The following is a 24,796-nucleotide window of genomic DNA, read 5'->3' on the forward strand; positions in this document are numbered from 1 at the left end:
TCCTCGGGGACGTACTATACTATTGCAAACAACTACTGAGATCCTGGAGCGCACGCCATGCCGAGCGATTACCCTGAACTAATCGCTGACGACGACTATCCCGATCCCTCCCCCGAGGAATTGGGCGTAGGGGCGCTGTTTGCCGAGGCGCCTGAACCGTTCCACGACCTGCTGGCCCCGCCGACCGAGGCGATCGACGAACTGCTGCCGCTGATGCCGCAGCGTACCGCCGCGCCGCAAACCTGGGTCGTCACCGTGGCCGACGCCAAGTTCCACTGGTACGACCTGGTGGCCGGTTTCCCTGAAATTCCCGACATCCGCGACCCGGTCGGCCGCCACCTGCGCCGCATGCAGTTCGACCTGGAAGCGACCATGGAAAAACGTCTGATCTATTTCGCCGTCAACCGTCCACGCGTGCGTTTCGACGCCAGCCGCAGCACCAGCTGGGGCTTCTTCTCGCTGAAGCTGACGGTGCCCATCCTGGTCGGCGCCGACGAAAAACGCGACAGCATCACCATCGAGCTGGAAGTGCCGTTCGCCGCCACGCTGAAAAAGCCGAGCGTGGTCGTCACCGACCGCTTCATCACCCTGAACTGGGGCGGCTTGATCGAAGCGCTGTCGATCCACGACGTGCTGCAGCAGTACGAGAATTCGCTGACCTTCCAGAGCAAGGTGCAGTACGTCGGCCAGACCAAGGATCCGGTGGGCCGCCTGGCCCGCGCGCGTCTGGCGGCGGTGCAGAAGATCCACCAGCTCCACAGCGAAGACAACGACATGCTGCTGCTGATCCAGCGCATGAACGTGGAAGTGATCTCCGACGACGGCGACCCGGCCGAGCTGCCCGCCAACGACAACCCGGTGGCCGCCGACGTGCTGCTGAAGGACCGCATCGACATCGTCGAATGCGCGCTGATACGCTACTTCGAAGGCCCGATGATGCACGGCCGCAGCGACAAGGAAGCCGAGATCCGCAAGCAGCGCCTGCGCGAAGCGCAAGCCGCCAACCATCTGGAGAGCTTCCGCATCGACCTGCGCCTGGAAGACCCGGGCAAGTACCACGACCTGTTTTCGCAGCACGCGCCGGTATCGCGCAACCACATCATCGACTGCACCATCGTCGATGGCGAAGTGCTCGTCACCCGCGTGCCGGAAAAAACCAAATCCTGACCTGGTCGTTCCCGCGCAGGCGGGAACCCATGCTGAATCGGCCAATCACGTGGCGCATGGATTCCCGCTTGCGCGGGAATGACGCCCCTCCTCCTACACAGCGGCCAGCGCCTGCGCCAGATCGGCCAGCAGGTCGTCGCTGTGCTCAATGCCTATCGACAGCCGCACCGTATCCACCGTCACGCCGGCCTTGGCCAATTCCTCCTCGTTGAGCTGACGGTGCGTGGTCGACGCCGGATGGCAGGCCAGCGATTTCGCATCGCCGATGTTGACCAGCCGCGTAAACAACTGCAGCGCATCCTGGAACCGCGCCCCGCCCTCGACGCCGCCTTCCACGCCGAAGGTCAGCACGCCGGACGGCCGCCCGCCCAGATACTTCTTGGCCAGCGCGTGATCGCGATGGTCTTCCAGCCCCGCGTAGTTGACCCACTTGACCTTGGCGTGCGTGCTGAGGAACTGCGCCACCTTGCGCGCGTTCTCGGTGATGCGCTCCATGCGCAGCGCCAGCGTCTCGATGCCCTGCAGGATCAGGAAGGCATTGAACGGCGAGATCGCCGCGCCGGTGTTACGCAGCGGGACCACGCGTGCGCGGCCGATGTAGGCCGCCGGCCCCAGCGCCTCGGTGTAGACCACGCCGTGGTAGGACACATCCGGCTCGTTGAGGCGCTTGAAGCGCTGCTTGTGCTCAGCCCAGGGGAACTTGCCGGAATCGACGATGGCGCCGCCGATGGAATTGCCATGGCCGCCCAGGTACTTGGTCAGCGAATGGACGACGATATCGGCGCCGTGCTCGAAGGGACGCAGCAGGTAAGGCGTGGCGACGGTGTTATCGACGATCAGCGGTACGCCGTGCTTGTGGGCGATGGCGGCGATGGCCTCGATGTCGGTGATATTGCCGAGCGGGTTGCCGATCGATTCGATGAACACGGCCTTGGTGCGCTCATCGATCAGCGCATCGAACGACGATGGATCGCGCGCATCGGCAAAGCGGGTGGTGATGCCGAACTGCGGCAGCGTGTGGGCAAACAGATTGTAGGTGCCGCCATACAGCGCCGAGGCTGAGACGATGTTATCGCCCGCTTCGGCGATGGTCTGGATCGCGTAGGTGACGGCGGCCTGGCCAGAGGCCAATGCCAGCGCCGCCACGCCGCCTTCGAGCGCGGCCACGCGCTGCTCCAGCACATCCTGGGTCGGGTTCATGATGCGGGTGTAGATATTGCCGGGTACCTTGAGGTCGAACAGGTCGGCCCCATGCTGGGTGTCGTCGAACGCATAGGCGACGGTCTGGTAGATCGGCACCGCCACAGCGCGCGTGGTGGGATCGGGCTTGTAGCCGCCGTGGACGGCAATGGTTTCGAGTTTCATACGGTCTCCGCGATGATGTTATGTAAAAACCATCTTTAAGAATAGGACAAAATCGCGGAGGGCCCAAGGAATTAAATCGCGTTTGAATATGCGGAATCCGCCTTCCTCCTCAACCTCCCGGCTCCGTCAGCACCGACAGCTTGGTGACGCCGGACCGCTGGATGTTGGCGATCACCTTGGCCACGGCGCGGTATGGCACGCCCTGGTCGGCTTGCAGACTCAGTGCCAGCTCAGGGTCTTTGCCCACCAACTCCTTCAGCTCAGGCTCCAGCGCGGCCGGCTCCACTTCCCGCTTGTCGATGAAGATCTTGTTGCTGCCGTCGATGCTGACCGTGACCGTCTTCGACGGATTGGCCGGCGTAGTGGTCGAGGTCTTGGGCAGGTTGATGCGCACCGCGTTGTTCAGCAGCGGCGCGGTCAGGATGAATGTCACCAGCAGCACCAGCATCACATCCACCAGGGGCGTGATGTTGATCTCGCTGACCACGTCACTGCTGTCTCTACCAGTCGAGAAGGCCATTATGCGTATGCTCCCTGCTGCGGCGCGCTGGCCGGACGGGCCGCCTGCGGTGCAGCCTTGGTTGCGGGACGCGTCACGCGGAAGCCGTTCTTCTGCGCCAGGTTGACGAAGTCGGTGGCGTAGTTATCCAGTTCCGCAGCCGTCACCTTGAGGCGGCGCACGTAGAAGTTGAACGCCAGGACCGCAGGCACCGCCACCGCGATGCCGACGCCGGTTGCGATCAGCGCTTCGCCAATCGGGCCGGCCACCACGTCGATGCTGGCGGAACCGCTTTTGCCGATCGCCCCCAGCGCGTGAATGATGCCGAACACGGTGCCGAACAGGCCGACGAACGGCGCCGTGCTGCCGATCGACGCCAGCACCGCCAGGCCGCTCTCCAGCGATTGGTACTCCTTCTGGATTTGCTGGCGCAGATGACGCTCCAGCAGCTCCTGTCTGTCCCAGCTGTGTTCCAGGTCGCTGCTGGCATCGCCCGATTCGCTGACATGCAGCGCCGCGAAGCCGACATTCGCCAGACGCGATTTCGGACTGGCGTCGCTGGCCAGCGCGCTGGCCGCATCCAGCGTACTGGCACTCCAGAACTGCTTGGTAAATTGTTTATCCCGTTTTCCGAGACGGTAGTGCTGCACGCCTTTGGCCAGTATCAGCACCCAGGTAATCACGGAGAACAGCACCAATGCGTAAAGGGCGCCTTGAACGATAAGATCTAAGTAGTAGGAAGACATGGATAGCGCTCTCAGTATAAAAAAGGATTAGGAAAGTTTGAAATTCAGTGGAACCTTGACCCAGCCGTCTATCGGCGTCTGGCCCCGTTTGGCCGGATCGAAGGACCAGGCCAGCACCGCCTTGACGGCGGCATCGTCGAGGATCTTGTGGCCGCTGGATTTGTCGACGGCGACGTTATCCGGCTTGCCGGATGCGAGTACGTGCACCTTCAGCACCACGTTCCCCTGCAAGCCACGGTCCTGCGCCAGGGCCGGATAGTCGGGCGCCGGGTTGCTGCGGTAGCCGGCGTAGCCGCGCGGTTCGGTGACGGGTTCTGGTGGCGGCGGCGGTGCTGGCGCGGCGGCGACCGGTGCCGGCGGTGCAGGCGTCGCCACCTGCACGGTGTTGGCGCTCGGCGGGCCATCGTCCACCGGCGCCTGTGCCACCACCGGCACTTGCGGCGGAGCTTTCGCCGGGGCCGGCGCCACCTTGGCCACCTGCGGCTGCACCTTCGGCGGTTCCGGTGGCGGCGGCGGCGGCGGCGCGAACTCAATCGCCAGCGGCTCGGCCGCTTTCGGCGGCAGCGGATCGATCTGTCCGCCCTGCTGGAAGGCGACGATCACGCCGGCATGCAGCACCACCGCCAGCCCGACCACGGCAACCAGGCCACGCCTGTCGCCCTTACCGGCGATGGTGCCGGCCTGCGGGATCGCCACGCTGACCGGCAACGCAACCTGCACCACCGGCGCGGGCCTTGCCTGCCGCCGGACAGCTGCGCGGCGCGGCGAATAGTTGATACTCTCAAAAGTCATTGCGGTCATGGTGTAGCCCTCTCGATTGTGTAACTGATTTCATTCAAAACGCTGTTCACCAGCGAACAGCCCCGCTGGCGAAAGCCACCACCGCGGCAGCGAAGGCCAACGACAGCAGCAGCGCCGTCCAGCTGCCCTTGGCCGCCGAGGTACCGGCGCGTACCTCCTTCCATCCTGTGACCATCGGCTTGACCAGGTTGTCCTTCTTGAGGAACAGGTAGACCAGGATCGCCAGGATATGCAGGGCCAGCACCGCGAGCAGCACGTAGGCCAGCTGCTTGTGCAGGCCGGTGAGGCGATTGGCCAGCCCCTCCTCCACCAACGCAAACAAGGGTCCGGTGAAGGAAATCTCGTCGTTGCCGAACAATCCCGTCGTCGCCTGCACCGCCAACAACCCAAGCAGCGCAAACACCGACAACGCGCCGAGCGGGTTGTGGCCCTGTCCCTTCCAGCGGCCACGCAGATAGGCGCGCAGGCTGGCGGCGGTCGGCAGGAAGTTGAGGAAGCGCGCGTGCGTCGATCCGGCAAAACCCCACGCCAGCCGGAACGCCACCAGGCCAAGTATCGCCAGTCCGGCCTTGCCATGCACTTCCATCCAGTCGCCGCCGATCTCGCCGCTGACGATGGCGACCGTCACCGCCAGCACTAGCGACCAGTGGAACACGCGCGTAGGCAGATCCCATACCAGGATGCGGCGGCGCGTTTGCACGGCTGCTGCCGCAGGCTGCAACTCCTCATAGGTAGCGCGCTGGTTCATGATGAGGCTTGCTTAGTTAGGCGCTGCGGCGGCGACCTGCTTGGCCGGCGGAGCGATGCGGACGATCTTCCCGCCCTGCGACTCGTAGTCCTCCGAGCCGGTGGCGCCGGCCACCTTGTAGCCCTTGGCAGTCAGCAGGTCGCCGACGGCGCCGGCACGGTGCGCGTGGTTGGAGACGGTGACGATGACGCGGTCCTTCGGTATATAAGCCAGCTGGTTTTCAACGTCCTTGGCCTGGATGTTCAGGAACACAGGGAAGCTGCCCTTGGCGGTGACTTCGTCCGGGCGGCGCACGTCGAGCACCACCAGCTTTTCCGGCTTGGCCAGCAGCGCGTCGACTTCTGCGCGCTCCAGTTGTTTGGTCTTGTAGGTCCACGGCTGCGGCGCTTGCTGCGCCCATGCGGATACGGTGGCGGTCAGCGCCAGGGCCAGTGCGGCGATACGGAATGTCTTCATGGTGTCGTTGCCTTCAAAGTGGATGAGTGGGATTCCTCACCGATCACTTCTGCAACTATCGTGCCAAACCTGCCGATGGCGCGCAAAGCCTGTATTCATGGGCTTTATCGAATTTTCGGCTGCGGCGCATGTGCTGTCAGACCACCACACGCCGGAACAGGGCTGCTGCAAAATCAACAGCCCTGTCCTGCAGCCCCCTGCTCCATCGCAGCAGGACGAAAAGGCGCACACGCAGCCGGATACTCATGCTTAAACATATGCATTAATTGTATAAACGATTTCTCCGTGATGGCACGCTACTTGCGAAATAGCGGTCAATACCACCGTCAACATCAGTCACCATCAGGAGAGCATAGTAATGAGCAAAGCGCATAACGCCTTACCCAACCACTTCCGAGCGGCACCGCTGGCGGCCGCAGTCGTTGCCGCGCTTGGGCTGCTGTCATCAGGAACCCTGCACGCCGCCGATACGCCAACCATCGCCGAGCTGCAAGCCGAAATCGCAAGGCTCAAGCAGGCACTGGCCGCAAAGGACGGCACCATCGTTCCCGCCGCCCAGCCGGAGCCGGTAGCCGCCAGCACACCAGCCGAAGAGGAACCGCAGGCACTAGGCGCCGTCACTGTACGCGCCAAGAGAAAAATCGAACTGCTGAAAGATGTGCCGCTATCGGTTTCCGTCGTCAGCGGCGCGGAACTGGACCGCGAACTGGCACAGGATCTGAGCGCCATCACCAAGCGCGGCGCCGGCATCCAGTTCAACCAGAACAACACGCGCGGCGCCTCGCTGTCGATACGCGGCCTGGGCAAGCGCTCCTTCACCGAAACGCAAGACCCCAGCGTCGGCATGGTGGTCGATGGCGTGAGTTACGGCCTGTCGCAGCTGGCCAACTTCGATTTCTACGACATCGATTCGGTCGATGTCACGCGCGGCCCGCAAGGCACGCTGGGTGGCAAAGGCGCCAGCTCCGGCGTCGTCAGCATCAACACCAAGCGGCCATCGTTCTACCCGAGCGCCGACTACCAGATCACCTACGGCCAGCGCGACACGCTGATTGCCAAAGCCAATCTGGGCGGCCCGATCATCGAAGACCTGCTGGCGTGGCGCAGCTCCTTCCTCGTCGACCGCAGCCGGGGCTACTACGTCAACAACTTCGACAGCAACTACAGCCTGTATAACAAGAACCGCGTCAGCGGCCGCACGCAGTTCCTGTTCACGCCCAGCGCGGACTTCAATGCGCGCGTCAGCTTCGACCTGGAACCCCACGCACCGCAAGTGCAGAATGGCCTGACCTTCTACAAGAACCAGCCCGACCGCTTTGCCGACGGCTCGCTCACCGACCCAAGCGGCACCACGGCGCGCGCCAAGCTGGCCGGATACACATCCGCCACCGGCGCCTTCACGCCCGGCCGCGCATGGTTTGCCGGCCGCGATTTCAACGGCTCGCCCTACACCTACGACAAGAACTACATCGGCGATAACAACCTTAACTTCAACGAGAACCAGGGCCAGACTGTCCACAACAAGGGCGGACAGATCGACCTGACCTGGAACCTGGCCAACCACACGCTGAGCTCCATCACCGCCACCCGCAAGTACACCTTCGACGCGCACAACGACGAAGGCACGCCGTTCGACATCAACCGCAACGGCGGCGGCGGCGTCGACTACCAGCAATTCAGCCAGGAGCTCAAGCTGAAGTCCAAGCCGGGCGGATCGTTCGACTATGTGGCCGGCCTGTTCTACCTGAAGACTGAAGACGACATCGCATCCAAAACCGGCTGGGGTTCGGACGCCGGCGCATGGTTCGCCACCACCGCGCAGTACAACACGCTGGACCGCCTGGCGGGCGCCAACCGCGGCGCGGGCCTGGCGCTGCTGAAGGATACGCTGGACGACGCGATCACCAAGGGCGACACCATCGTCAACACCAAGAGCACCGCCATCTACGGCAACGCCACCTGGCGCGCGACCGATGCCATCAGCCTTAACGGCGGCCTGCGGCTGACGCATGAGAACCGCACCACCACCGACGTGAAGCTGTTGACGGCAAACGGCGCCGGCGCTGCGCTCAATCCGGTCGCTGTGCGCGGCGTAGCGCTGGGCGGCTTCAACTCCACCGCCACCGGCGCGCTCGCCGCCGGCAACAGCGCGGCGCAGACGGCGCTGGCGGACGCAGTGGCCATCCGCTACTTCGGCGCCGCCTCGTATGCCGCGCTGACTGCCACACAACAGGCGCAGGTAGCTGCCGCCAAGGCGCTGCGCGCGGGTCAGATTGGTCAACTCATCGGCGGCATCACCAGCCACTACGACGACAACCTGGTGACGGCCACTCTGGGACCGAGCTACCGCTTCAACGACAACGTAACCGGCTACACCTCGTGGCAGTACGGCGAGAAGTCCGGCTCCGCGCTCAACGTCAACGGCCTGTCCGCCAACGTGCGGCCGGAGAAAACCAGCGCGTTTGAAGTGGGCCTGAAATCCAGCCTGCTGAACAACACGCTGATACTCAACGCCGACCTGTTCCAGATGAACATCCGTGACTACCAGTCGACGGTACGGGTGGTGGACGACTTCACCACACAGACCAATATCGCCAACGGCCAGGCCAATCCGACCGCCTACGTGACGGCGCAGGGCAACGTGCCCAAGGTGCGGGCGCGCGGGCTGGAATTGGATGCGGTCTACTCCGGCATCCAGAACCTCAGCATCCGCGTGGCCGGCGCCTATACGGACGCGCGCTATATCAGCTTCCCGTTGGCCGCCAAGCCGGACGAGCAGGCCTACCTGACGGCGCCCTACGTCGACCAGAGCGGCCTGACGCTGCCGGGCGTGGCCAAGTGGACCGGCAACGTCGGCGCCGAGTACCGCATCCCGGTATGGGCCAACAAGCAGTTCCACGCCAGCTTTAATACGGCCTTCACCAGCCGCTATAACAACACGGACACCCTGTCCGACTATGGCTACGTGCCGGGGAACGCCATCACCGACATCGCCATCGGCCTCACCACCAAGGCCGGCTTCGACGTCAGCCTGATTGTGAAGAACGCCACCGACAACCGCAAGCACGAACCGGCATGGACCAGCTATTCGCCGAATCCGTATCCGCGCTGGTTTGGCCTGAGCTTCAGCGGCAAGCTGTAATCGCAGCAGCGGCCTGCTGGATATTCAACAGCAGGCCGCCGCAACTGACCGCGCGGCAGCAGGCGCTCCTGCTGCCCGCAGCAGAATCCCTAGTCAAATCAAGTACATGAGCGTCAGGCGACTGCTGGTCCGATAGTTGCTATCTAAAGCAGTGATGCCTTATCTCGTCCACGCATACAGAAGGAGCAAGTCAGTGAACAAGCCCGCAATAAAGACGCTATCGATCGCCGTGCTGCTAAGCTTTTCCGCAGTGCTGTCGGCGGCGCCCGACGACGCACCCAAGGCCGCAGCGCCTGCAAACAACAAGGCCTGGGCGTACACCACGCCGCAGCAGCCGGCCGCCCCCATCGTCAAACAGAAAAGCTGGGTGCGCACACCGGTTGACGCATTCGTACTGGCCAAGCTGGAAGAGAAAGGCTTGAAGCCGTCGCCGGATGCAGACCGCGCCACCTTCATCCGCCGCGCCACGCTCGACACCTGGGGCCTGATCCCGACGCCTGAGGAAGTACGCGCCTTCGTCAACGATAAATCGCCGGACGCCTACGAGAAGCTGGCGGACCGCCTGCTGTCGTCGCCGCACTACGGCGAGCGCCAGGCGCGCCGTTGGCTCGATCTGGCCCGCTACGCCGACAGCGCCGGCTTCCAAAACGACACCACTCGTCCGAACAACTACCGCTATCGCGACTACGTCATCACCGGCTTCAACGCCGACAAGCCGTTCGACCGCTTCATCAAGGAACAGCTGGCCGGGGACGAGCTGTGGCCCGACAGCCAGGAAGCCAAGATCGCCACCGGTTTCCTGGCCGGCTATCCGGACAACTCGAACTCGCGCGACCTGGTGCAGCGCAAATACCAGATCGCGACCGACATGACGGACCTGGTCGGCGAAACCTTCCTGGCCGCCACCGTGGGCTGCGCGCGCTGCCACAACCACAAGGCGGACAAGGTCAGTCAGAAGGAATACTTCCAGCTGCAGGCCTTCTTCGCCAACACCAGCTTCGACGAAAAGGCCCCCGCCATCAAGGGCGAGGCCGAACTGGCATACGAGAAGCAGCAGGCCACCTACCGCGAAGCGACCAAGGATATCCGCGCGCAGCAGAAGGCCATCCTCGACACCATCCGCACGGTGGCAGTCAAGTACCACAAGGAGCGCTACCTGACCGACAGCCGCGAGGCGATCTTCAAGCCTGAAGCCGAATGGACGGCGATGGACCGCTGGGTGAACTTCCGCCTGAAAACCGTCAGCACCGACCAGGACGTGGTGGCCTACCTGAAGCTGACCGCCGAAGACAAGGACAGCGCGGACTACACCCCGGCCAACGTCGACAAATGGAAGCAGTATCAGAAGCTGACTGCCGATATGAAAAAGTTCGACAAGCTGAAGCCGGAGAAAGGCAGCTTGACGCTGACTGCAGCCACCGAGCTGGGTCACGCCGACTCGCCGCCGACCTTCGTCCGTTTCGGCGGCGTGCATGAGCGTCCGACCGACGAAGTGCAACCGGCGCTGCCGGTGCTATGGGCCGGCGCCAACGCCAAGCTGGATATCAAGCCTACCGCCACCTCGTCCGGCCGCCGCACCGCGCTGGCCAACTGGCTTGCAAGCGCCGACAACCCGTTGACGGCGCGGGTGTTCGTCAACCGCGTGTGGAGCCAGTACTTCGCCAACGGCATCGTCGCCTCCGTGGCCGACTTCGGCCGCGCAGGCCAGAAGCCTACGCACCCGGAGCTGCTTGATTACCTGGCGACCGACTTCGTCAAGCAGGGCTGGAGCGTCAAGAAGCTGCATCGCCAGATCCTGCTGTCCAGCGTCTACCGCCAGTCTTCCGGCCAGCGTGACGATGTGCTGAAGGTCGATCCGGACAACAAGCTGCTGGCGGTCTACCCGCGCAAACGCCTGGAAGCCGAAGAGATCCGCGATTCGCTGCTGGCCGCTTCCGGCAAGCTGGAAGACAAGATCGGCGGCCCTGCCGTGTTCCCGCCGGTGCCGGCCAACTTCAACGCCGGCAACCTGTGGACGCCGTCCGCCGATCCCGCGGAGCAGAACCGCCGCAGCGTCTACGTGTTCGTGCGCCGCAGCGTGCCGTATCCGCTGATGCAGAGTTTCGACCTGGCCGATCCATCGCATGCACACCACAAGCGCGATGTCACCACCACGCCTTTGCAGGCGCTGACGCTGTTTAACAGCGACGTGGTATTCGGCTGGTCGCAAGCACTGGCGGGCCGCGTGATCCGCGAGGCAGGCAAGGATGAAACGGCGCAGCTGAACCGTCTGTACGAGATCCTGTTTGCCCGCGCACCGAACAAGTCCGAGAAGGCGGCGTTGAAGGACTTCCTCGACAAGGAGGAAAAAATCATCCTGGCCAAAAACGCGGACGGCAAGTTTGAAATCGCCGTGCCGCTCGGCCTGAAAGAAAACCAGCAAGTGAATCCGGTGCGGGCGGCGGCGTTCGTCGACCTGGTGCACGCGGTCTCCAACTCCAACGACTTTGCCTACCGCTTCTAAAACTATTTAAAAGGACTGCACCATGAGTATCAATACACGTCGCGACTTCCTGCTTAAATCCGGTCTTGGCCTCAGCGCCGGCGCGCTCACCGGCCTGCTGCCTGGCGGCGGCTTGCTGCACGCGGCCACCGCCGCCGAACTGGCAGATCCACTGGCGCCGAAGCAGCCGAACTTCCCGGCCAAGGTCAAATCCGTGATCTGGCTGCACATGAACGGCGCCCCGAGCACGCTGGACCTGTTCGACTACAAGCCGGACCTGATCAAGCTGGCGGGCCAGGATGTACCGGCCTCCTTCCTGAAAGGGATCAAGACCAGTACCCAGGGCGGCGTCGGCAAACTGTATGCATCCAAGCGCACATGGAAGCAGCATGGCGACAGCGGTTCGTGGTTCTCGGACCTGGTGCCCAACATCGCCACCCAATCCGACAAGATCGCCTTCATCAAATCCAGCGTGACCGTCGGCGCCACCCACGACATCTCGATCCTGAAGCTGAATACCGGCGACCTGAGTCCCGGCCGCCCTTCGCTGGGCGCGTGGGTCAGCTACGCACTGGGTTCGGCCAATCCCGACTTGCCGCCGTACGTGGTGCTCTACAACGGCAAGAGCGAGCCTAGCGCCGGTTCGGTCAACTGGAACTCCGGCTTCCTGCCGGCGGTGTACCAGGGCACGGCCTTCCGTCCCGGCCCGTCACCCATCCTGTACCTGGAACGCCCGGAACTGCGCACCGCGTCGCAGCAGCGCGCCTCGCTGGACCTGCTCAAACGCCTGAACAACGAAGGCGCGGCGCGCTACTCGGCGGACACCGAACTGAAAGCCCGCGTACGTTCCTACGAACTGGCCGACCGCATGCAGGTCGCCGCGCCGGAAGCCGTGGACCTGGGCAAGGAAAGCGACGCTACCAAGGAGCTGTATGGCCTGAACGACGAGACCAGCGCGAGCTACGGCACCACGCTGCTGCGCGCTCGCCGTCTGGTGGAACGCGGCGTGCGCTTCATCCAGGTGGTATCCGGCGCACCCGATGGCCAGACCGAGATCACCAGCTGGGACGCTCACAGCGAACTCGAAAAGAACCACAGCGTCAACGCCCGCATGATCGACAAGCCTATCGCCGGCCTGCTGGCCGACCTGGAGTCGCGTGGTCTGCTCGACTCGACGCTGGTGGTGTGGACTTCGGAATTCGGCCGCACCTCCTACGGCCAAAGCGGCAACGGCCGCGATCACAACCCGTGGGGCTATACGCAATGGGTGGCGGGCGGCGGCATCAAGGCCGGCAGCACCTACGGCGCGACCGACGAAATCGGCCTGCAAGTGGCGGACAAGGACAAGGCTGTCGACACCTATGACCTGCACGCGACGGTACTGCAACTGCTGGGCCTCGACCACCTGAAAACCACCTTCCTCAACAACGGCCGCTCGGAACGTCCGACCGTCGTGTATGGAAAAGTCATCAAAGAACTGATCGCCTGAGAACAGGCCGCCATGCGTAAAGTCATTTTGCTGTTTGCAGTCTCGATGGCGCTGTCGGCCGGGGTCCGGTCGGCTGAAGAGCTGAGTGTGGACCTGATGCAGTCCATCGAGGATACCAACAAAAGCCTGTCGTCGAATATCGCGTTGAGTAACAAGCAGGCCGCCACGGCGGATGCGAAGGAACTGACGCAGATGTTCGCGCAGGTCGAGACCTTCTTCGACCACAAGGGCGATGCAAAGAACGCGGTAGACCTGGCGCGGCAAAGCAAGGAGCTGTCGACGGATATCGTCGGCTTCGTGGCGGTCAATAATTTTGAATCGGCCACCACGGCCGCCACCACCTTGTCGCGCACCTGCCGCACCTGCCACACTTTTTACAAGAAGGAGTAGCGTATTCGCAGAGTTTTACAAACGGCCGCGCTGGCGTGGCTGCTGCTGGCGCAGCTGCCTGCCTCCGCCGCTCCACGTGGCGATCCGGTAGTGGGCAGGGAAAAGGCTGACTCCGAGCGCTGCCTGGAATGCCACGGCGGTAGCGGCGAAGGCCAGGGCTTCAGCGTTGGCACGGACGGCAAGTTCGCCAAGTTGGGCGGCCAGTACCCGGAGTACATCATCAAGCAGATACAGGATTTTCGCAGCGGGAAACGCAAGCATGAATTCATGAAGATGATGGCCACCGGGATCAGCGACGCCGACCTGGCCGACATCGCCGCCTACTTCGCCACGCTGCCGCCGATGCCGGCCGCCGCCAAGTCAGCACAGGCGCATCAGCAGGCCACCGCCCCGCTGTCGCATGCGCAGCAGCTGTACGCACAAGGCGACCCCGCGCGCAAGCTGCCCGCCTGCACCAGCTGCCACGGCGAAGGCGGTAAAGGCACGGCGGGCGCCGGCCCGGTCATCGGCGGCCAGGGCCAGCGCTACCTGGAGCAGCAACTGCACGACTGGCGCAGCGGAAGCCGCAACAACAGTGCCGGCGGCGTGATGAACCAGTTTGCGGCGCCGCTCAGCGACGCCGAGATCGAAGCGCTGGCCCGCTATGTATCCGAAATGTAGACCACTAACCAGAACAGGAGTACCAATGAAACGCATGTTAATCGCTACGCTGCTGGCGGCCGCAGTCGCGCTGCCCGCCACCGCCGCGCTGAAGGAAGGCGATGCCGCTCCCGCATTCAAGGTGCAGGCGTCGCAGGCCGGCAAGGCCTTCGCCTTCTCGCTCAAGGACGCGCTGAAGAAAGGGCCGGTGGTGGTGTACTTCTACCCGTCCGCCTTCACCGGCGGCTGCAACATCCAGGCGCATACCTTCGCCGTCAACCACGACAAGTTCAGCGCCGCCGGCGCCACGGTGGTTGGTGTTTCGCTGGACAGCATCGCGCGGCTCAACGAGTTCTCGGCCGATCCCAACTACTGCGCCGGAAAATTCCCTGTCGCCGCCGATGTCAACGGCGACATCGCCAAGTCCTACGAGCTGGCGATCCGCGAAATCGCCGCCGGCAAGAAGGATACGCGCGGCGTCGAGATCGACCACGCGGCGGCAGAACGCACCACCTTCGTCATCACGCCGGACGGCAGGATAGCCGCCGCCGTGGGTGGCCTGACGCCGGAGGCCAACGTCGAGAAGGCGCTGGCGGCCGTGCAGCAACTGGCCCAGCGTCCGGCCAAAAAATCTTGAGGAGCACGACGATGATCAAACGCTATACCACCTGGCGGCCTCACCTCGCAACCCTGGTCGCGACCGGCCTGGCGCTGGTGGCGGCCGACATCACCGCCAACGCGCAGACTGCGGCAGGCCCCACCACCACGCCAGCCATCGCGGGCGTGGTGGCAGCCGGCACGCCGATTGAGCTGATACGCGATGGCTTTACCGGCACCGAAGGCCCGGTCGTGCTGCCCGACGGTAGCCTGATCTTCACCGAGACCACGGCCAACCGCATCACCCGCATCGCCGCCGACGGCAGCACGTCCACCTTCCTCGACAACAGCAACGGTTCGAATGGCCTGGGCTTCAACGCCAGCGGCGATCTGTATGCGGTGCAGGTGCTGAAGCCACGCGTCGGCATCGTCTATCCGCCATCGCATGCACGTACGCTGGCCGACCAGTTCGAGGGCAAGCCGTTCGGCCGCCCGAACGATCTGGTGGTGGACCGCAAGGGTGGCGTCTACTTCACCGACTCCGGCCCTCCGCCACGTCCGGCGGGCACGCCAGCGCCGGCGGATCAGCCGGTGGTGGCCAAGCCCGCCGTGTATCACATCACGCCATCGGGCGAGCTGCAGCGCATCGCCGCCGATATCGAACGCCCCAACGGCATCCAGCTGAGCCCAGACGAGAAGGTGCTGTACGTCGCCAACACCGCAGGAGAACACGTGCTGGCCTACGACATCGCCGCCGACGGCAGCATAGGCCCGCGCCGCAACTTCGCGCGCCTGGAAGGCTGGCGCAAGACGGACACCGGCAACAGCAGCGGCGCCGACGGCCTGGCCGTCGACAACAACGGCAGGCTGTATGTGGCCTCCACCGCCGGCATCCAGATCTTCTCCAGCAAGGGCGAGGCGCTGGGCGTGGTGGCGCTGCCGAAGGCGCCGCAGAACCTGGCCTTCGCGGGGCCGGACAAGAAGACTCTCTATGTGGTCGGACGCGGCGCGGCCTACAAGATCGCCTTGCTGGCAGAGGGTTATGGCGGACGCGCCAAGTAACGTTTTTTTCAACTCGACGACGGAAAACAGATGAAACAAGGACTCAAGAAAGTACTGATCCCAACGCTGGCGATCACCCTCCTCGCAGGTTCGGCCGGCGTGCTGGCGCAGCAGGCGCCCAAGCCGGAGAACCTCATCAAGTGGCGCCAGTCGGCCTTCCAGCTGGTGGCGTGGAATACCGGCCGTATCAAGGCGTCGGTCGAAGGCCAGTACAACAAGGACGAGGTACAGCGCGCGGCTAACACCATCGCCGCCATCGCCAACTCCGGCCTGGGCGGCCTGTTCGCGGCCGGCACCGAGCAAGGCAAGGGTTGGCACGACACCAGCGCCAAGCCGGAGCTGTTCAAGGACGGCAAGCACTTCGCTGAACTCAATGCCAGCTTCGGCAAGGAGGCCACCGAGCTGGCCGCCCTGGCGGGTGGCGGCGATGTGGCGGCGATCAAGGCCCAATTCGGCAAATTGCAGCGCACCTGCAAATCCTGCCACGACGATTTCAAATCCAAAGACTGAACATGACCACGACCATACATAAAGCATCCCTGATCTGCGGCGCCGTCACGGCGCTGTGCCTCTCCCATGCGGCGCTGGCGCAAGCACCTGCCGCGCCTGCGCAGCCGAACATCGCGCGTTCCACCGATCCAGCCAAGCCATTGAGCTTCTTCGTCACCAGCGAAGGCCTGGGCAAAGGTGCGGACCTCGGCGGCCTGGCCGGCGCCGACGCGCACTGCCAGAAGCTGGCCGAGTCGGTCGGCGCGGGCAAGCAGACCTGGCGCGCTTACCTCAGCACCCAGACGGCCGATGGCAAGCCTGCGGTCAATGCGCGCGACCGCATCGGCAATGGACCTTGGTTCAACACCCGCGGCGCCGTGGTGGCGCGTGACGTGGCGCACCTGCATGGCGATACGCTCGATGCAGCGCGCCTCGGCAACAACCTGACGCGCACCACCGTCTTCACCGAGAAGAACGAGCCGGTGAAGGGCGCAGGCGACAAACCGAACGAGCATGACATCATCACCGGTTCGCAGCCGGACGGCCGCGCCTACGCCGATGCCGCCGACCATACGTGTAAAAACTACACCAGCAGCGCCGCCGACGGCTCCACGCAGCTGGGCCACTTCGACCGCACGGGCGGCGGCAATACGTCCTGGAACGCGGCGCATCCAAGCCGTGGCTGCGGCCAGGCGAACCTGGTTGCCACCGGCGGCGCCGGCCTGCTGTACTGCTTCGCCGCCAACTGATGACGGCGAAAGGTATCGTATTTGGGGACGGCGCCCGCAGGCGCCTGGCTTCCGGCGTCGATGTCCTGGCCAATGCGGTCAGGTTGACGCTAGGCCCCAAGGGCCGAAACGTGGTGCTGGAGCGCGGCCATGCCACGCCGGCGCTGACCAAAGATGGCGTCACCGTGGCGCGTGAGATCGACTTTGCCGATCCGTTGCAGAACATGGGTGCGCAACTGATCAAGGAAGTCGCCGCGCGCACCGGCAGCGATGCGGGCGATGGCACCACCACCGCCACCGTTCTCGCGCAAGCCATCGTGCGCGAAGGCCTGAAGTACGTCACGGCCGGTTTCAGTCCAATAGGGCTGAAGCGCGGCATCGACAAGGCGGTGGCCGCCGTCGTGGCTGAATTGACTGCGGCCGCCCGCCCGGTCGCCACCAACCAGGCAATCGCGCAGGTGGCCACCATTTCCGCCAACGCCGATGCGGCTATCGGCGACTTGATCGCAGGCGCCTTCGAACGTGTGGGCAGGGATGGCGTGATTACGGTGGAGGACGGGCCGTCGTTGCAGGATGACCTGACCATCGCCGAGGGCTTGCAGTTCAAGCGCGGCTACCTGTCGCCCTATTTCATCAGCGATGCGGAACGGCAGGTGGCGGAGCTTGAACGGCCGCTGATACTGCTGGCCGATCAAAAGATCGCCAACGTGCGCGAGCTGTTGCCGTTGCTGGAACTGGTCGCCACAACCGGCCGGCCGCTGCTGATCGTGGCCGAGGATGTGGAGGGTGAGGCGCTGGCCGGCCTGGTGGTCAATCACGCACGGGGTTTGCTGAAGTCGGTGGCGGTGAAGGCGCCGGGTTTCGGCGAGCGCCGCCGCGAGAGTCTGGAGGATCTGGCGGCGTTGACCGGCACCCGTGTGCTATCCGGCGACAGTGGCTTGACGCTGCAAGCTGTTACGCTGGCCGATCTGGGTACGGCTCGGCGGGTTGAGGTGGGCAAGGAGCACACCATCGTCATCGACGGCGGCGGTCCTGCGGCAGGACTAGCAGCACGCTCGTCGCAGATCAAGGCCCAGATAGCCGACACGTCCGCCGGCTACGACCGCGACAAACTGCATGAACGCCTGGCCGGCCTGTCCGGCGGCGTGGCGGTGATACGGTTGGGAGCCGCCACCGAGGCCGAACTGTCCGAGAAGAAGGCAAGGCTGGAGGATGCGCTGCACGCGACACGCGCCGCCATCGCCGAGGGTGTTGTGCCCGGAGGCGGTGTGGCGCTGCTGCGCGCAAGGCAGGCCGCGCTGCATCTATGTGGCGACAGCGCGGACGAGGATGCGGGCATTGCAATCGTGCTGCGCGCGCTCGAAGAGCCTTTGCGGCAGATCGTCGCCAATGCAGGCGGCCAGCCTGCCGCCGTGCTGGCGCGGGTCATTGAGGGCAGCGGGGACTTCGGCTACGACGCAGCCAATGGCAGCTACGGCGATCTGTTTGAACTGGGTGTACTGGATCCGGCCAAGGTGACAAAAGCGGCGCTGCAAAACGCGGCGTCGATTGCCGGTCTGCTGTTGACCACCGATGCCGGTATCTATACCATCCCCTTGCCGGCTCAGGCGCGCGAAGACCACCATCATCTCGAGGAAGCGGCCTGACGGCCGCCTGCGCAGGCGCGGCGCGCTATCGCCGCTGTGCCTGTGCCTCCGCTTGGGCGATGTTCGCCGAGATCGATTTCCCGATATCCGAATCCGCCGGCACCAGCGCCAGTATCTTCTTCCACGGCTTGACGGCGCTTGCATAATCGCCGCGCTCCAGCGCCGCGCTGCCCGATAGCGCCAAGGCCTGGATGTGATTCGGGTCGATTGCCAGCGCGCGGGCGATCAGGGCTTCCGGTTCACCGACCAGCGAGGTATTGAGCGTCATGCCCAGTACGACCGCATAGTCCACCAGCAGTTCCGGAGTGGCCGGTTCCAGCGCCAGCAGATGGCGGTAGGCATCGGCCGCTTGATCGAAGCGGCGCAGCGTTTCGTAGGAGCGCGCCAGCATGCGCCAGCCATCGGCGTCATTCGGCTCCCTGGCGAGACGCGCGGCCAGGCGGGCCACCATGGCTTCGACCTGTTCAGGGCCGACGGCGGCGTCGGGCGATGCGGCGGGCAGCGCCGGCTCCGATGGACGCTCCAGCGCCGCCGGAGTGCCCAGCAATGCATACAGCGACGCCGCCAGCAGCGGCACGAACAGTCCGACCAGTATCACGGACCAGCGCTGGCGCGGCGCCTTCACGAGCGCGTCGCCGCCAACTTCGCGGCGCAACAACGGTGGCAATACAAACAGCAGACTGCAGGCCAGCATGGCGCCCGCGATCAGGATGAACCTCGTCATTCCGAATCCTCCATTGCGAAACCGCGTTGCCGCAGTTGATGCAGTAGCGTCAGCAGGCCGATGGCCAACAGCGCGAATGGTCCCAGCCAAAGCAGCCAGGTATTGGCCTTGAACGGCGGCCGGTACAACACGAAGTCGCCGTAGCGCTGCACCATGAAATCAATCACATCCTGCTCCGAACGGCCGCGGGCCAATTGGGTACGGGCTTCCTTCTTCAGATCCAGCGCCAGCTGGGCGTGCGAATCGGCGATGGTCTGGTTCTGGCAAACCAGGCACCGCAGCTGTTCGGCCACGTGCTGAACGCGCAGCTCCAGCGCTGCTTCGGCCGACGATGGCGCAGCCTGCGACAGCAAAGACCAAACCGCAGCCAGACATGCCAGACTACGCCGCAGCTCAGACATGATTCAGCTCCCGTATGATCGGCAACAGCTTTTCGCGTATCAGTTCGGAGGTCAGTGGCCCGGTAAGTTTCAGGCGTATCTGTCCTTGCTTGTCGATGACGAAGGTCTCCGGCACGCCGTACACGCCGAACTCGATGCCGGTCTTGCCGTCGCCGTCGAACGCCGACACCTGGTAAGGGTTGCCGAACTCCCGCAGCCACTTCTGGCTGTCGCCGCGCACATCGTTGTAGTTCAGCCCCACCACCGGCGCAGCCGCCAGCCGCGAAAACTCCAGCAGCGCGGGATGCTCGGCGCGGCACGGCGCGCACCAGGATGCCCACACGTTCAGCACCCATACCTTGCCCGCCATGTCCTTCGAATTGAAGGTGCGCCCCGCATCCTCGACTTGCGGCAGCGAGAATTCCGGCGCATGCTTGCCGATCAGCGGCGACGGTATCTCCTGTGGCTTGAGCCGCAAACCTATGCCCAGGAAAACCAGCAGCACCGCAAAGCCGCCCAGCGGCACGATGTATCGTTTCATATTCTCTCCAGATTAAATCGGAACTGCAGTAGCGGACGGGGAGACGCTTCCCTGCCGCGCCAGCCGGTAGCGCTTATCGGATGCGGCGAGCAGGCCGCCGCTGGCGATAATCAGACAACCCGCCCAGATCCAGCCGACGAACGGCTTGTTCTGCAAACGCACCGCCCAGGCGCCATCCTTGCCCGGCTCGCCCAGCGACAAATAGATATCCCGCGTGAAGCCGCGATCGATGGCCGCTTCGGTCATCGGCATCTGCTGCACGGTGTAGTAGCGTTTTTCCGGCCGCAGCACCAGCACCCGGCCATCCGCGCCGCGTACTTCGAAGGTGGCGCGGGCGGCGATGTAGTTCGGGCCGTCGATTTTTTCCAGCGCGGTAAAGCTGTAGCGCCAGCCGTTGCTGACGATGCTGTCACCGACGCGCAAGCTGATGTCCTCGGATACCTCGCCGCCCTTGACCAGCGTGACCCCGACCACGAACACCGCCACGCCGGCATGGGCCGCCAGCATGCCCCAGTAGCTCAACGGCTGCTTGCCAAGATGGCGGCCAAGCGACACGCCCTCCCCCGCCGTCGCCGCGCGCTGGAACAGATGCAGCGCCGTGCCGAGTACTATCCACACCGCCAGCATCAAGCCGCCCGCGACGGCCGGCGTCAGCTTCCAGCCCAGCCAGGCCGCCAAACCAAACAGCAGCGAGGCCTGGCCGATGCGCGACAAGCGCACCAGCACCGGCCGCAGCTCCGCCGTTTTCCACTCGACGAAGGGCACGGCCGCCATCAGCGCCAGCACCGGCAGCATCAGCGGCACAAACACCGCCTCGAAGTAAGGCACGCCCACCGATATTTTGCCGAGGTCCAGCGCATCCAGCAGCAAGGGATACAAAGTCCCCAGCAGGACCGTGGCGGCCGCCGTCAGCAGCAGCACGTTATTCAACAGCAGTAGCGACTCCCGCGAGAACAGCGCGAACCGGCCGCCCAAGCCCACCGATGGCGCGCGCCACGCGTACAGCGCCAGCGAACCGCCGATGACGATCGCCAGGAAGACCAGGATGAACAGGCCACGGCGCGGATCGGTGGCGAAAGCATGCACCGATGTCAGCACGCCGGAACGCACCAGGAAGGTTCCTAGCAGCGACAGCGAGAACGCGACGATCGCCAGCAGCACCGTCCAGTTCTTGAAGCTGCCGCGCTTCTCCGTCACCGCCAGCGAATGTATCAATGCGGTGCCGACCAGCCAGGGCATGAAGGACGCGTTTTCCACCGCATCCCAGAACCACCAGCCGCCCCAGCCCAGTTCATAGTAGGCCCAGAAGCTGCCCATGAAAATGCCCAGCGTGAGGAAGGCCCACGCCACCAGCGTCCACGGCCGCGACCAGCGCGCCCATGCCGCATCCAGCTGGCCGCCCAGCAGCGCGGCGATGGCGAACGCGAAGGCCACGGAGAAGCCGACGTAGCCCATGTACAGCAAGGGCGGATGGATGATCATGCCGAAGTCCTGCAGCAGCGGATTGAGATCGCGACCATCGCGCGCGGCCGGCAGCAGGCGCTCGAACGGGTTGGACGTGAACAGCATGAACAGCAGGAAGCCGACGCTGATCCACGCCATGACGCCCAGCACGCGCGCCGTCATCGCCGGCGGCAAGCGGCGGCTGAACACCGCCACCGCAGCCGTCCACCCGGCCAGTATCTGCACCCACAGCAGCAGCGAGCCTTCGTGCCCACCCCACACCGCTGCCACGCGGTAGTAAATCGGCAGCATCGAGTTGGAATTGGAAGCTACATACGCCACCGAGAAGTCATTGACGGCAAACGCCACCAGCAGGCAGCCGAAAGCGGCGCTGACGAAGACAAACTGTCCGGCAGCAGCAGGCCGCGCCAGTGCGATCCAGCGCTGGTTGCCGCGCCATGCGCCGAGCAGTGGCAGGCTGGCCTGCACCAGCGCCAGGGCCAATGCGAGCATCAGCGCGAAGTTACCCAGTTCGGCGATCATTTGTCCACCTTGGCGGTTTGACGGCCCTTCTTCAGCGCGTAGGCTGCATCCGGCGGCATGTAGTTTTCATCGTGCTTGGCCAGCACTTCCTCGGCCACGAAGCGGTGGTCGTTGCCCAGCTTTCCCTGCGCGACCACGCCCTTGCCTTCCTTGAACAGGTCCGGCAGGATGCCGCGATAGTGCACCGGCAGGCGCTGCACCGTGTCCGTGACGATGAAGCTGACGGTGATGCCGTCGGCTTCGCGTTTCAAACTGTTCGGTTCGACCATGCCGCCCATACGGAAGCTCTTGTTGCGTGGCGCTTCGCCCGCCAGCACCTGGCTGGGCGTGAAGAAGAACACCAGGTTTTTCTGGAACGCGGACAGTATCAGCCAGGCCGCCACCAGCAACGCGCTCAAGGCGGCGGCCAGCAATGCCAGGCGCTGTTGACGGCGCGTCATGCGCGCGTTCCCGATGCCTGCACCGAGCGGGCCGCCTTCAACGCCCCGCGGCGGCGTAGCGCCAGCGCGGCCTGCTCGCCGGCCAGCACCAGCGCCACCACGGCGAACGAACCCCACACGTACTTCGCATACCCACCCATCGCGATCAAATCGCTCCAGCTATCCCAAATCATCGTTGCTCCGTGACGTAACGTTGTACCCAATCCGTGTGCCGCTCGCGTTCCAGCACGATGGCGCGCAGCCTTTGCAGCGTGGCGGCGATGGCGTAGGCCCACAGCGCCAGCGTCATGATCAGCATCCCTTGCAGCATCAGCGTCGCCATCGTCGGCGCGCTGCGCAGCGATATCGACGAGCCCTGGTGCAGCGTGTTCCACCACTGGACGGAGAAGTAAATCACCGGCACGTTGACCACGCCCACCAGCGCCAGCACCGCGCCGGCGCGGTCGGCGCGGCGCGGGTCCGAGATCGCCGCCTGTAGCGCCATGAAGCCGATGTAGAGGAACAGCAGGATCAACTCCGACGTCAGCCGCGCATCCCACACCCACCATGCGCCCCACGTCGGCTTGCCCCACAGCGCGCCGGTCCACAGCGCCAGGAAGGTGAACAACGCGCCCGTTGGCGCCAGCGCGCTGGCCATCATCGATGACAGCCGCGTATTCAGCACCAGGCCGACGGCGGCCCAGAAAGCCATCGCCACGTAGATCAGCATCGACAGCCAGGCCGCAGGCACGTGGACGAAGATGATGCGGTAGGCGTCGCCCTGCTGGAAGTCGGTCGGCGCGGCGAACAGGCCGATATACAGGCCAATCGCCGACAGCAGCAGCGCGGCGGCCAGCAGCCAGGGAATGGCGCGGCCGGCCAACGGGAAGAAGGCCTGCGGCGCAGCGTAGCGCAGCCAGCGGCCGGTGCGCGGCGCTCCCGCGTCGGCGGTGTAGGTGGTTCGGATACTCAGCACGATGATGTTCCTTCTTCAGTCATTCCAATGAAATACGCAATGCGGATGCGGTGGCCCACGGCGCCAGCGCGGCGGCGCCGGCCAGCAGGCCGCCAAGCAGCAACAGGTTGGCTTCGGCCGTGCTGCTGCCCGCATCCGCGACCGCGGCGCCGGCGCCGAAGATCAGCACCGGTGCGTACAGCGGCAGCACCAGCAAGGCCACCAGCACTCCGCCGCCCCGTACATCCAGCGTGAGCGCGGCGCCGATGGCACCCACCAGGCTCAGTGCCGGCGTGCCGACCAGCAGGCTCAGAGCCAGCGACGTTGTCGCCGGGCCGTCCAGGCCGAACTGCAAGGCCAGCAAGGGCGTCAACAGCACCAGCGGCAAGCCGCTGACCAGCCAATGCGCGACCACCTTTCCGGCCACGATCAGCACCAGCGGCTCGGACGACAGCAGCATCTGCTCCAGCGTGCCGTCGGCGTGATCGAGGCCGAACAGGCGATTCAGCGCCAGCGTGCTGGCCAGCAGCGCGGCCACCCACAGCACGCCGGGGCCCAGAGTGCGCAGCAGTTCCGGCTCCGGCCCCACGCCCAGCGGGAACAAGGTGCAGACGATGACGAAGAACGTCAGCGTGCTCAAAATGTCCGTGCGCCGGCGGAAGGCCAGCAGCAGGTCGCGCCGTACCACATGCGCCAGCGCGGTCAGCATGGCAGCAGCCGGTCCAGGTCGAACTGCTCCAGCCTCCGCGCCTGCAAGGCCTGCGCCTGGTGCGTGGTGTAGATCAGCATTCCGCCCGACGCCAGGTGCCGGTTCAGCGTGCGGCACAGGGACTGCACGGCCGTCTGGTCAAGCGCGACGAAGGGCTCATCCAGCAGCAGCAACGGCGGCAGCGGATCGATCGCCAGCCGCGCCAGTGCGACCCTGCGCCGCTGCCCCTGAGACAGCGCGCGCGCCGGCAAGTCGGCCGCGCCGCCCAGTCCCACGCTGACCAGCGCCACCACGGCCTGCTCACGGCTGCACGCGGTGCCGGACAAGGTGCTGGCGGTGGCGACGTTCTCCCAGGCCGACAGGTCGTCCTTGACAGCGCTGGCGTGGCCGCAGTAAATCAACTGGCGGTGATAGTCTTCGCGCAGTTGCTGGATAGGCCGTCCATTCCAGCGCACCTCCCCCGCCAGCGGCCTTCCCAGGCCGCACAGCAATCGCAGCAGGCTGGTTTTGCCGCTGCCGTTGCCGCCCTTGAGCCACAAGGCTTCGCCGCTTTGCAGTTCGAAATTCAGATCGCTGAACAGCTGCCGCTCGCCGCGCGCGCAGGCCAGCCGGTGCGCCTGTAGACGCATGGTTTCG

General features: G+C 64.8%; 26 protein-coding genes. 11 read left to right on the forward strand and 15 right to left on the reverse strand.

Annotation, left to right across the window (positions count from 1 at the left end; translation table 11 throughout):
- The first annotated feature begins 57 nt into the window (after positions 1–57).
- Positions 58–1,167 (forward strand): hypothetical protein, encoded by a 1,110-nt coding sequence (locus GEV01_RS11440; protein ID WP_152804396.1) that lies wholly within the window; start codon positions 58–60, stop codon positions 1,165–1,167.
- A gap of 93 nt (positions 1,168–1,260) precedes the next feature.
- Here the strand turns inward: GEV01_RS11440 and GEV01_RS11445 are convergent, their stop codons facing one another.
- From GEV01_RS11445 to GEV01_RS11470, 6 genes are all read right to left on the reverse strand, one after another.
- Entirely contained in the window at positions 1,261–2,532 is a 1,272-nt protein-coding gene (locus GEV01_RS11445; RefSeq protein WP_008446183.1) for an O-acetylhomoserine aminocarboxypropyltransferase/cysteine synthase family protein, read from the reverse strand.
- A gap of 109 nt (positions 2,533–2,641) precedes the next feature.
- The gene (locus tag GEV01_RS11450; RefSeq protein ID WP_008446180.1) at positions 2,642–3,052 is read right to left on the reverse strand and encodes an ExbD/TolR family protein; all 411 of its coding nucleotides are present in this window, start codon (positions 3,050–3,052) and stop codon (positions 2,642–2,644) included.
- Positions 3,052–3,777, reverse strand: coding sequence for a MotA/TolQ/ExbB proton channel family protein (locus tag GEV01_RS11455; protein ID WP_070358616.1), 726 nt, complete (start codon positions 3,775–3,777; stop codon positions 3,052–3,054). The genes GEV01_RS11450 and GEV01_RS11455 overlap by 1 nt, the downstream gene beginning before the upstream one ends.
- Positions 3,778–3,804: 27 nt before the next feature.
- On the reverse strand, positions 3,805–4,569 hold the full coding sequence (locus GEV01_RS30755) for an energy transducer TonB (RefSeq protein WP_217428393.1): 765 nt from the start codon (positions 4,567–4,569) through the stop codon (positions 3,805–3,807).
- 55 nt (positions 4,570–4,624) lie between these two features.
- Positions 4,625–5,326 (reverse strand): cytochrome b/b6 domain-containing protein, encoded by a 702-nt coding sequence (locus GEV01_RS11465; RefSeq protein ID WP_152804398.1) that lies wholly within the window; start codon positions 5,324–5,326, stop codon positions 4,625–4,627.
- 12 nt (positions 5,327–5,338) lie between these two features.
- Positions 5,339–5,782, reverse strand: coding sequence for a rhodanese-like domain-containing protein (locus tag GEV01_RS11470; RefSeq protein WP_070358619.1), 444 nt, complete (start codon positions 5,780–5,782; stop codon positions 5,339–5,341).
- A gap of 358 nt (positions 5,783–6,140) precedes the next feature.
- Here GEV01_RS11470 and GEV01_RS11475 point away from each other — a divergent pair, with 358 nt between their 5' ends.
- The 10 genes from GEV01_RS11475 (at position 6,141) to groL (ending at position 18,446) form a co-directional block, all read left to right on the forward strand.
- Entirely contained in the window at positions 6,141–8,924 is a 2,784-nt protein-coding gene (locus tag GEV01_RS11475; RefSeq protein ID WP_152804400.1) for a TonB-dependent receptor domain-containing protein, read from the forward strand.
- Between the two features lie 193 nt (positions 8,925–9,117).
- Positions 9,118–11,427, forward strand: coding sequence for a DUF1549 and DUF1553 domain-containing protein (locus tag GEV01_RS11480; protein WP_328595492.1), 2,310 nt, complete (start codon positions 9,118–9,120; stop codon positions 11,425–11,427).
- A gap of 22 nt (positions 11,428–11,449) precedes the next feature.
- Complete coding sequence (locus tag GEV01_RS11485) at positions 11,450–12,895, forward strand: DUF1501 domain-containing protein (protein WP_008446170.1); 1,446 nt, start codon at positions 11,450–11,452, stop codon at positions 12,893–12,895.
- A 12-nt stretch (positions 12,896–12,907) separates the two neighbouring features.
- Positions 12,908–13,285, forward strand: coding sequence for a hypothetical protein (locus tag GEV01_RS11490; protein WP_152804404.1), 378 nt, complete (start codon positions 12,908–12,910; stop codon positions 13,283–13,285).
- A 90-nt stretch (positions 13,286–13,375) separates the two neighbouring features.
- A complete protein-coding gene (locus GEV01_RS11495) occupies positions 13,376–13,945 on the forward strand; it encodes a c-type cytochrome (RefSeq protein WP_328595493.1) in 570 nt (189 codons plus the stop codon).
- Positions 13,946–13,970: 25 nt separating this feature from the next.
- Entirely contained in the window at positions 13,971–14,561 is a 591-nt protein-coding gene (locus GEV01_RS11500; protein ID WP_152804408.1) for a peroxiredoxin, read from the forward strand.
- A gap of 11 nt (positions 14,562–14,572) precedes the next feature.
- Entirely contained in the window at positions 14,573–15,583 is a 1,011-nt protein-coding gene (locus GEV01_RS11505; RefSeq protein WP_152804410.1) for an SMP-30/gluconolactonase/LRE family protein, read from the forward strand.
- A gap of 30 nt (positions 15,584–15,613) precedes the next feature.
- Positions 15,614–16,093, forward strand: a complete 480-nt coding sequence (locus GEV01_RS11510) for a c-type cytochrome (RefSeq protein ID WP_152804412.1) — start codon at positions 15,614–15,616, stop codon at positions 16,091–16,093.
- Positions 16,094–16,095: 2 nt separating this feature from the next.
- A complete protein-coding gene (locus GEV01_RS11515; protein ID WP_152804414.1) occupies positions 16,096–16,821 on the forward strand; it encodes a lectin in 726 nt (241 codons plus the stop codon).
- Positions 16,821–18,446, forward strand: coding sequence for a chaperonin GroEL (gene groL, locus GEV01_RS11520; RefSeq protein WP_152804416.1), 1,626 nt, complete (start codon positions 16,821–16,823; stop codon positions 18,444–18,446). Before GEV01_RS11515 ends, groL begins: the two co-directional genes overlap by 1 nt.
- 25 nt (positions 18,447–18,471) lie before the next feature.
- Here the strand turns inward: groL and GEV01_RS11525 are convergent, their stop codons facing one another.
- From GEV01_RS11525 to ccmA, 9 genes are read right to left on the reverse strand one after another with little or no spacing between them, the layout of a single operon-like run.
- A complete protein-coding gene (locus GEV01_RS11525) occupies positions 18,472–19,170 on the reverse strand; it encodes a tetratricopeptide repeat protein (RefSeq protein ID WP_152804418.1) in 699 nt (232 codons plus the stop codon).
- On the reverse strand, positions 19,167–19,571 hold the full coding sequence (locus GEV01_RS11530) for a cytochrome c-type biogenesis protein (RefSeq protein WP_152804420.1): 405 nt from the start codon (positions 19,569–19,571) through the stop codon (positions 19,167–19,169). Before GEV01_RS11530 ends, GEV01_RS11525 begins: the two co-directional genes overlap by 4 nt.
- The gene (locus GEV01_RS11535; RefSeq protein WP_152804421.1) at positions 19,564–20,091 is read right to left on the reverse strand and encodes a DsbE family thiol:disulfide interchange protein; all 528 of its coding nucleotides are present in this window, start codon (positions 20,089–20,091) and stop codon (positions 19,564–19,566) included. Before GEV01_RS11535 ends, GEV01_RS11530 begins: the two co-directional genes overlap by 8 nt.
- 12 nt (positions 20,092–20,103) lie before the next feature.
- Complete coding sequence (locus GEV01_RS11540; RefSeq protein WP_152804423.1) at positions 20,104–22,077, reverse strand: heme lyase CcmF/NrfE family subunit; 1,974 nt, start codon at positions 22,075–22,077, stop codon at positions 20,104–20,106.
- Positions 22,074–22,517 (reverse strand): cytochrome c maturation protein CcmE, encoded by a 444-nt coding sequence (gene ccmE / locus GEV01_RS11545; RefSeq protein ID WP_008446144.1) that lies wholly within the window; start codon positions 22,515–22,517, stop codon positions 22,074–22,076. The genes GEV01_RS11540 and ccmE overlap by 4 nt, the downstream gene beginning before the upstream one ends.
- Entirely contained in the window at positions 22,514–22,690 is a 177-nt protein-coding gene (gene ccmD / locus GEV01_RS11550) for a heme exporter protein CcmD (protein ID WP_152804425.1), read from the reverse strand. The genes ccmE and ccmD overlap by 4 nt, the downstream gene beginning before the upstream one ends.
- Positions 22,687–23,472, reverse strand: a complete 786-nt coding sequence (gene ccmC / locus GEV01_RS11555; RefSeq protein ID WP_328595494.1) for a heme ABC transporter permease CcmC — start codon at positions 23,470–23,472, stop codon at positions 22,687–22,689. The genes ccmD and ccmC overlap by 4 nt, the downstream gene beginning before the upstream one ends.
- A 19-nt stretch (positions 23,473–23,491) precedes the next feature.
- A complete protein-coding gene (gene ccmB, locus GEV01_RS11560) occupies positions 23,492–24,160 on the reverse strand; it encodes a heme exporter protein CcmB (protein WP_152804427.1) in 669 nt (222 codons plus the stop codon).
- Entirely contained in the window at positions 24,154–24,789 is a 636-nt protein-coding gene (gene ccmA, locus GEV01_RS11565; RefSeq protein WP_235914334.1) for a cytochrome c biogenesis heme-transporting ATPase CcmA, read from the reverse strand. Before ccmA ends, ccmB begins: the two co-directional genes overlap by 7 nt.
- Positions 24,790–24,796: the final 7 nt, after the last annotated feature.

Origin of the sequence: Rugamonas rivuli (assembly GCF_009380165.1) — a bacterium.
GTDB classification, from domain to species: Bacteria; Pseudomonadota; Gammaproteobacteria; order Burkholderiales; family Burkholderiaceae_D; genus Rugamonas; species Rugamonas rivuli.